Below are 8,188 nucleotides of genomic sequence, written 5' to 3' on the forward strand. Positions count from 1 at the left end.
GGGAGGACTTCACCTCCCGCCGTGCGCGTCGTCGTCGCCGCGGACGCGGCCCGGCTCAGCCGGACGCCCCCAGGCCGTCCAGGATGTCGAAGAGCTCGTCCGCGGTGGCCGAACTCAGTTCGTCCGCCGCGTCCGGCTCCGCACCGCCGAAGAACTCCTCGCACAGGTGCGCCGCGAGAACCGCCGCCGTCGGGTGGTCGAACAGCAGGCTCGGCGGAAGGGGGTGCCCCACCGCGGTGATGAGCCGGTTGCGCAGCTCCAGCGCGCTGAGCGAGTCGAAGCCGATGTCGAGGAAGCCCCGCTCCGGGTCGATCGCCGTCGGGCGGTCGTGCCCGAGTACCAGCGCCGCGTTCGTACGGACCACGTCCAGCAGGATCCGCTCGCGCTCCGGGCCTCCGGCCCCGGCCAGCCGCCGCTCCAGCTCCGCCCCGGCCGCCGCGCCGGCGCCGTCCGCCGCCTGCCGCGGCGCGGGAACGCGCACCAGACCGCGCAGCATGGGCGGCACCGGGCCGGCCGCCGAAGCGCTCAGGGCCGCGATGTCCAGCCGGACGACCGCCAGCTGGGCGGCGTCCACCTCCAGAGCGCTGTCGAACAGCGCGAGGCCCTCCTCGACGGCCAGGGGCGGGAAGCCCTGGCGGCGCAGGCGCAGCACGTCGCTCTCGCTCAGCTGCTCGCCCATGCCGGCTCCGGTCCACAGCCCCCACGCGAGGGACGTCGCCGCGAGGCCCTCGGCCCGGCGGCGCTGCGCCAGCGCGTCGAGGTAGGCGTTGGCGGCGGCGTAGTTGCTCTGGCCCGAGCTGCCCAGCGTGCCCGCCACCGACGAGAACAGCACGAACAGCGCGAGGTCCCGGTCCGCGGTGAGCTCGTGCAGGTGCAGCGCGGCCACCGCCTTGGGACGCAGCACCCGCTCCAGGCGCTCGGGAGTGAGCGAGGTCAGCACGCCGTCCTCCAGCACACCGGCCGCGTGCACGACACCGGTCAGCGGGTGCGCCCGCGGTATGCCGGCCAGCAGCCCTTCCAACGCCGTACGGTCGGCGACGTCACACGCCGCCACGGTCACGTCGGCACCGAGCCCGGTGAGTTCGGCGGCCAGCTCCCCGGCCCCCGGGGCGTCCGGACCGCGTCGGCTCGTGAGCAGCAGCCGCCGCACACCGTGCACGCTCACCAGGTGCCGGGCGACGGCCGCGCCGATGCCACTGGTTCCGCCGGTGACCAGGACCGTGCCCTCCGGGTCGGGCCGCCGTCCGCCCCCGCCGCCGGGCCGCGCCCGCTCCAGACGGGGTACCAGGAGCGCGTCCCCCCGTACGGCGATCTCGGGCTCGTCGGCCGCCAGCGCGGCGGGCAGGAGCCGGGCCGGCTCGTCCCCGGGCGCGATGTCGACGAGGCGCAGCCGGCCCGGGTACTCGGCCTGCGCGGAGCGGACGAGACCGGTCACGGCGGCGAGTTCGGGACGCGGTGACTCGTCTTCGTGGGCGGCGACCGCACCGCGCGTCACCACCACGAGGTCACAGGCGGCGAAGCGGTCGTCAGCCAGCCACTCCCGCACCACCCGCAGCGCCTCGTGCACGGGGGTGGCGCCGCCCGCGCCGCCGGGCGCGGTTCCGGTGTCGTACACCACGGTCCCCGTGACGGTCCCCGATCCGGGCACCTCGTCCCACGCCGTGCAGGCGGCGCCGGGGGCCGGCGGCGTCGGGACGGGTGACCAGTGCACCTGGAACAGCGCGTCGTGGGCGAGGGACCCCCGGGCGGCCAGCTGCTCCGCCCGCACCGGTCTGCCGACGAGGGAGTCGACGCGCAGCACCGCCCCGCCCATGGCGTCGTCCATGGCGAGGGCGATCCTGTCCGGGCCCGGGCGGGAGATCCGTACCCGGACCTCCGCGGCGCCCGTGGCGTGCAGCCGCACCCCGGTCCAGGAGAAGGGCAGCATCGTGCCGCCCTCCCCCGCGTCCTCGGCCGCCACCAGGTCGGCGTGCAGGGCGGCGTCCATGAGGGCGGGGTGGATGCCGAACCGGGTGGCCTCCGCGGCGTGCGGTTCGGGCAGCGCCAGCTCGGCGAACACCTCGTCGTCGCGCCGCCACAGCGAGCGCAGGCCCTGGAAAGCGGGGCCGTAGTCGTAGCCGCGCTCACGCAGCGTGTCGTACACACCGGCGAGTCCGACGGCCTCGGCGCCCTGGGGCGGCCACTCGGCCGCGACCGCCGGCGGTGTCCCGTCGGGTCCCGCCTCCGCCGGCGCGAGCACGCCCTCGGCGTGCAGGACGGCGGCGTCCGGGTCCTTCTCGTCGTACGAGTGGACACGCACCGTACGCCGTCCCGAGGCCCCCGGCTCGCCCACCACGACCTGGACGGCGGCGCCCGCACCGTCCGCGAGGGTCAGCGGCGCGAGGAGGGTCAGCTCCTCCAGGAAGGCGCAGCCGACCTCCTCGCCGGCCCGCAGCGCCAGTTCGACGAAGGCGGTGCCGGGCAGCAGCACGGTGCCGAGCACCCGGTGGTCGGACACCCACGTCTGCACGGGCGTGGCCAGCCGGCCGGTGAGCAGCACGCCGCCGGAGTCCGGCAGCCGTACGACCGCGCCCAGCAAGGGGTGGGCCGCCGCCTTCTGCCCCAGGGCGGAGGCGTCCGAGGCCGTGGGCGACTCCATCCAGTAGCGGCGGTGCTGGAAGGCGTAGGTCGGGAGCTCGGTGACGCGCCCGCCACGGCCCTCGAAGACCGCTGCCCAGTCCACCGCCCCGCCGGTCACGTCGAGTCGGCCGAGGGCCGGCATCAGGGTGCTCTCCTCGGGCCTTCCCTTGCGCAGCAGCGCCAGCGGGTGGATCCCCTCCGACCGGACGGTCGCGCGGACCATGCCGCTGAGCACCCCGTCGGGCCCCAGCTCGACGAAGCGCGTCACCCCCGCGTCCTCCAGGGCGCGCACGCCGTCCATGAAGCGGACCGCCTCGCGGACATGGCGCACCCAGTACGCGGGGTCGGTGATCTCGGCGGCCGTGGCCGGCGCGCCCGTCACGTTCGACACCACGGGAATGGCCGGGGCACTGTACGTCAGGCCGCGCGCGACCTTCTCGAAGTCCGCCAGCATGGGCTCCATCAGCGGCGAGTGGAACGCGTGGCTGACCCGCAACCGGTTGGTCCTGCGGCCCTGTGCCGTGAAGTGCTCGGCGATCCGCAGGACCTCGTCGGTGTCTCCGGAGACGACCACCGCTTCGGGGCCGTTGACCGCCGCGACGCTCACACCGGGCGTCAGCAGCGGCAGTACGTCGGCCTCGGCCGCCTCCACGGCCACCATGGCGCCGCCCGGCGGCAGTTGCTGCATGAGCCGGCCGCGTGCCGCGACCAGCGTCGCGGCGTCGGCGAGGGTGAGGACCCCGGCGACGTGTGCGGCCGCCAGCTCGCCGATCGAGTGCCCGGCGACGTGGTCGGGCCGCACGCCCCACGACTCCAGCAGCCGGAACAGCGCCACTTCCACGGCGAACAGCCCGGCCTGGGCGTAGACGGTCTGGTTCAGCACGTCGGCGGCGGACGGGTCCTGCGACCACAGCACCTCGCGCAGCGAGACGCCCAGGCGCTCGTCCAGCGCGGCGACGGCGGCGTCGAAGGACCGGGCGAACGCGGGGTGGGCGGCGTGCAGTTCCCTGCCCATGCCGGGCCGCTGGGCCCCCTGCCCGGTGAAGAGGAAGGCGGTGCGGCCCTTGACGCGCGCCCGGCCGCGGGCCACGCCCGCCGCCTCCTCGCCCGCCACCAGCGCCCGCAGGCCACCTTGCAGCTGCTCCCGGTCCGTGCCGGTGATCACCGCGCGGTGGTCGAGCCGGGACCGCGTCACGGCCAGCGAGTGGCCGAGGTCCAGGGGCGAGAGGTCCGGGTGGGACTCCAGATGGGTCAGCAGACGGCGGCCCTGGTCCAGGAGGGCGTGCTCGGTGCCCCCGGACACCACCAGCGGCACCACCGGCCCGTCGCCGGACGGGCGGGGCTCCGGCGCCTGCTCGGCCGGCGCCTGCTCGATGATCACGTGCGCGTTGGTGCCGCTGATGCCGAAGGACGACACACCGGCCCGGCGCGCCCCCTCCCGCTCCGGCCACGGCCGGGACTCGTCCAGCAGTCGCACCGCGCCCGCGTCCCAGTCCACCTTGGGGCTGGGCTCCGCGGAGTGCAGTGACTTCGGCAGGACGCCGTGCCGCATCGCCTGGACCATTTTGATGATTCCGGCGACCCCGGCCGCGGCCTGGGTGTGGCCCAGGTTCGACTTGACCGAGCCCAGCCACAGCGGGCGGTCCTCCGGCCGCCCTCTGCCGTACGTCGCCAGCAACGCCTGGGCCTCGATCGGGTCGCCCAGGACGGTCCCGGTGCCGTGTGCCTCGACCACGTCGACATCGGCGGTGGTCAGACCCGCACCGGCGAGAGCCTGGTGGATGACCCGTTGCTGGGCGGGGCCGTTGGGGGTGGTGATCCCGCTGGACGCCCCGTCCTGGTTGACCGCGCTGCCGCGTACCACCGCCAGCACACGGTGTCCCAGGCGCCGCGCGTCCGACAGCCGTTCCAGGACCAGGGTACCGACGCCCTCGCCCCAGCCGGTGCCGTCGGCCGCCGCGGAGAAGGACTTGCAGCGGCCGTCACGGGCCAGCCCGCGCTGACGGTTGAACTCGAAGAAGGTGTCCGGCTCCACCATGACGGTGACACCGCCCGCCAGCACCAGGGAGCACTCGCCCGTGCGCAGCGCCTGGGCGGCCCAGTGCAGGGCGACCAGCGACGAGGAGCAGGCGGTGTCCACGGTGACGGCGGGGCCCTCCAGCCCCAGGGTGTAGGCGACCCGGCCGGACACCAGGCTGCCGTCGCTGCTGCCGGCCCCGTAGTCGTGGTACATCAGGCCGGCGAAGACGCCGGTCCGGCTGCCCTGGAGGGACTTGGGGTCGATGCCCGCGTTCTCCAGGGCCTCCCACGACACCTCCAGCAGCAGCCGCTGCTGGGGGTCCAGGCGCGTGGCCTCGTTCGGGCTGATCCCGAAGAAGTCGGCGTCGAAGTCGGCCGCATCGTGCAGGAAGCCCCCCTCGCGGGCGATGCTTCGGTCCGGTTTGCCGGGCTCCGGGTCGTACATGCCCTCGACGTCCCAGCCGCGGTCGGCGGGGAAGGGCCCGACGGCGTCACGCCCGTCGGCGACCAGCTGCCACAGGTCGTCGGGGCTGTTCACGCCGCCGGGGTAGCGGCAGGCCATCCCGACGATCGCGATCGGCTCCGTCGCCGCGGCGGTCAGTCTGCCGTTCTCCGAACGCAGCCGTTCGTTCTCCAGCATGGACGCCCGCAGCGCCTCGACGATCTGCTCGAGGGATGTCTCCACAGAAAACTCAGCCCTTCAGTCAGTTGGATTCGCCGGCCGCGAGCGCCGCTCGCACCAGATCGTCGACGGACATCGCCGTGATGTCCTGCTCCTGCCCCGCGTCCTGGCCGGCCTGCTGTTGCGTGCCGTTCCCCGCCAGCGCGAGCAGGGCGTCGAGCAGTCCCGCGTCGCGGATCGCGGTGAGCGGGATGGCGTCCAGGGTCCGCCGCAGGTCCTGCTCGTCGAGGTCCGCGTGCGGCTCCTCGGGGAGCTCGGGTGCCAGTTCGGCCAGCAGGAACTTCGCCAGGCCGAGCGGGTTGGCGTAGTCGAACATCAGCGTCGCCGGCAGGCGCAGGCCCGTGGCGGTGCTCAGCCGGTTGCGCAGCTCGATCGCGGCCAGCGAGTCGAGCCCCAGGTCGGTGAAGCCCTTGCCCATGTCGATGCCGTCCGGGTCGTCGTGGCGCACCTCGGCGACCTGTACGCGGACGAGGTCGGTGACGGCCCGCTCGCGCTCGGCCGCGCTCAGCGGGGCCAGGCGGTCCACCAGGGTGGCCTCCTCCGGTTCCGGGGCGGTCGCCGCGGCGGCCGGGCCGGACACCCTGCGGGCGGGAAGTGGCACGAGCTCGCGCAGCAGCGGGGGCAGCGTGCCCGCGGCGGCCTGGCCGCGCAGCACGTCCAGGTCCAGACGGAGGAGTCCGGGGACGGTCTCGTCCGTGGCCAGCGCCGCGTCGAACATGGCCAGGCCCTCCTCGACGGAGAAGGCGGGCAGCCCCTGCTGTCGCATGCGCTCCAGGTCGATCTCCGACAGGGTGCTGCCCATGCCGAGCCCGCCCCACAGGCCCCACATCAACGACTGCGCGGGAAGGCCCCGTTCGCGGCGGTGGGCGGCCAGGGCGTCCAGGAACGCGTTGGCGGCGGCGTAGTTCGCCTGCCCCGGCGCGCCCATGGTGCCCGCGACCGAGGAGAACGTCACGAACAGGGTGACCGGCAGCGCGGCCGTCAGCTCGTGCAGGTGCCAGGCCGCGTCCGCCTTGGGCCGCAGAACGGTGTCCATGCGCTCGGGGGTCAGGGCGCCGATCACACCGTCGTCGAGGACGCCCGCGGCGTGCACGACTCCGGTCAGCGGGTGGGCGTCCGGGATCGCGGCGAGCAGCTTCTCCAGCGCCGCGCGGTCGCCCGCGTCGCACGCCTCGACGGTGGCCTGCGCACCGTAACCGGCGAGGTCCGCGACCAGCTCGTCGACGCCTGCGGCCGCCGGTCCCCTGCGGCTCACCAGCAGGAGCCTGCGGGCCCCGTGCTCCGCGGCGAGGTGGCGGGCGAACGCCGCACCCAGACCGCTCGTCCCTCCGGTGATCAGCACCGTGCCGTCCGGGTCGATCGGAGTGGGCCGGTCATCGCTCTCCGGGCGTCGGGCCGCCACCAGGCGGGGGGCCAGGACGGCACCGTCCCGCACAGCGACCTCCGGCTCACCGGAGCCGATGATCGCGGCGAGCTCCGCCGCACCGAGGGCGTCCGCGGCGGTGCCGGCGTCGACGTCGACCAGCACGAAGCGCCCGGCGTTCTCCGCCTCGGCGGACCGTACGACACCCCATACCGCCGCGGCGGCGGGATCGGTCGCCGTCGAAGCGACGGCGTTGCGGGTCACCACGGCCAGACGGGAGTCCGCGAACCGCTCGTCCGCCAGCCAGGACTGCACGTCTTCGAGGATGCCGTGGACCGCGGACCGGACGGCGCTGCCCGGGTCGGTCCCGGCGGTCGCCCGGTCGTGGACGACCACGGGCGGGACCGTCGCGGTGTCACCGCGCGACTCCCAGCCGGTCGAGGTCACCGGCGGCGCGGTGCCGGCCGGCACCGGCACCCACTCGGTCCGGTACAGCGAGGTCCCGCGGCCGGCGCTCAGCTGCTGCGCCGAGACGGGCCGGTCCACCAGCGAGCCCACCGTCACGACGGGGCTGCCCGCCCCATCGGCGACCTGCAGGGCGATCCCGCCACCCTCCAGGGGCGCGACCCGTACGCGCAGGGCGGTCGGCGCCGACGCGTGCAGGGACACGTCGGACCAGGAGAAGGGCAGCATGGTCGCGCCGCTCTCGGGCTCGTCGATCAGATCGACGTGGAGCGCCGCGTCCAGGAGCGCCGGGTGGACGCCGAAGCGGTCGGTCCGGCCGGCCTCCTCGGGCAGGACGACCTCGGCGAACAGCTCGTCGCCACGCCGCCACGCGGCCGTGAGCCCCTGGAACGCCGGTCCGTACCCGTATCCGCGCCCGAGCAGCAGCCCGTACACATCCGCCGTGTCCACCGCCGTCGCGCCCGGGGGCGGCCACTCGGTCAGCGAGAAGGACGCCTCCTGGGCCCGCGCCGCGAGGAAGCCATCGGCGTGCAGCATCCAGGCGGTGTCGGGCTGGTCGTCGCCGCGCGAGTACACCTTGACCGAACGCCGCCCCGTGGCCTCCGATGCGCCGACGACCACCTGAAGGGCGGCACCGCCGCGCGCGGGCAGGATGAGGGGGGCGTGCAGCGTGAGCTCCTCGACGCCGGCGCACCTGACCTGGTCGCCCGCCCGGACGGCCAGTTCCACAAAGGCCGTGCCGGGGAGCAGGACCGTGCCCGCGACCGCGTGGTCGGCGAGCCACGGGTGCGTCGCCAACGACACGTAGCCGGTCAGCACGGCCCCGTCGGAGTCGGGCGAGGGCAGGACGGCGCTGAGCAGGGGGTGCTCGGCCGGCGACTGGCCGATACCGCTCACCGATCCGGTCGTCGCGGCGGGCAGGTCCAGCCAGAACCTCCGACGCTGGAAGGCGTAGGTGGGCAGGTCGACGCGGTGGGCGCCGGCCGGGGCGAAGTACTCCGCCCACCGCGGCTCGACACCCGCCACGTGCAACCCCGCCA

Annotated in this window: 2 protein-coding genes; both read right to left on the reverse strand. The window is 75.3% G+C overall.

Annotated features, from left to right (window positions below):
- Positions 1-55 precede the first annotated feature (55 nt).
- Entirely contained in the window at positions 56-5,323 is a 5,268-nt protein-coding gene (locus ACN6LM_RS37055; protein ID WP_445069824.1) for a type I polyketide synthase, read from the reverse strand.
- Positions 5,324-5,342: 19 nt separating this feature from the next.
- Positions 5,343-8,188 (reverse strand): type I polyketide synthase (locus ACN6LM_RS37060; protein WP_445069825.1); only part of this gene is annotated, 2,846 nt, incomplete at its 5' end.

It is taken from the genome of Streptomyces sp. SAS_281 (genome assembly GCF_052542855.1).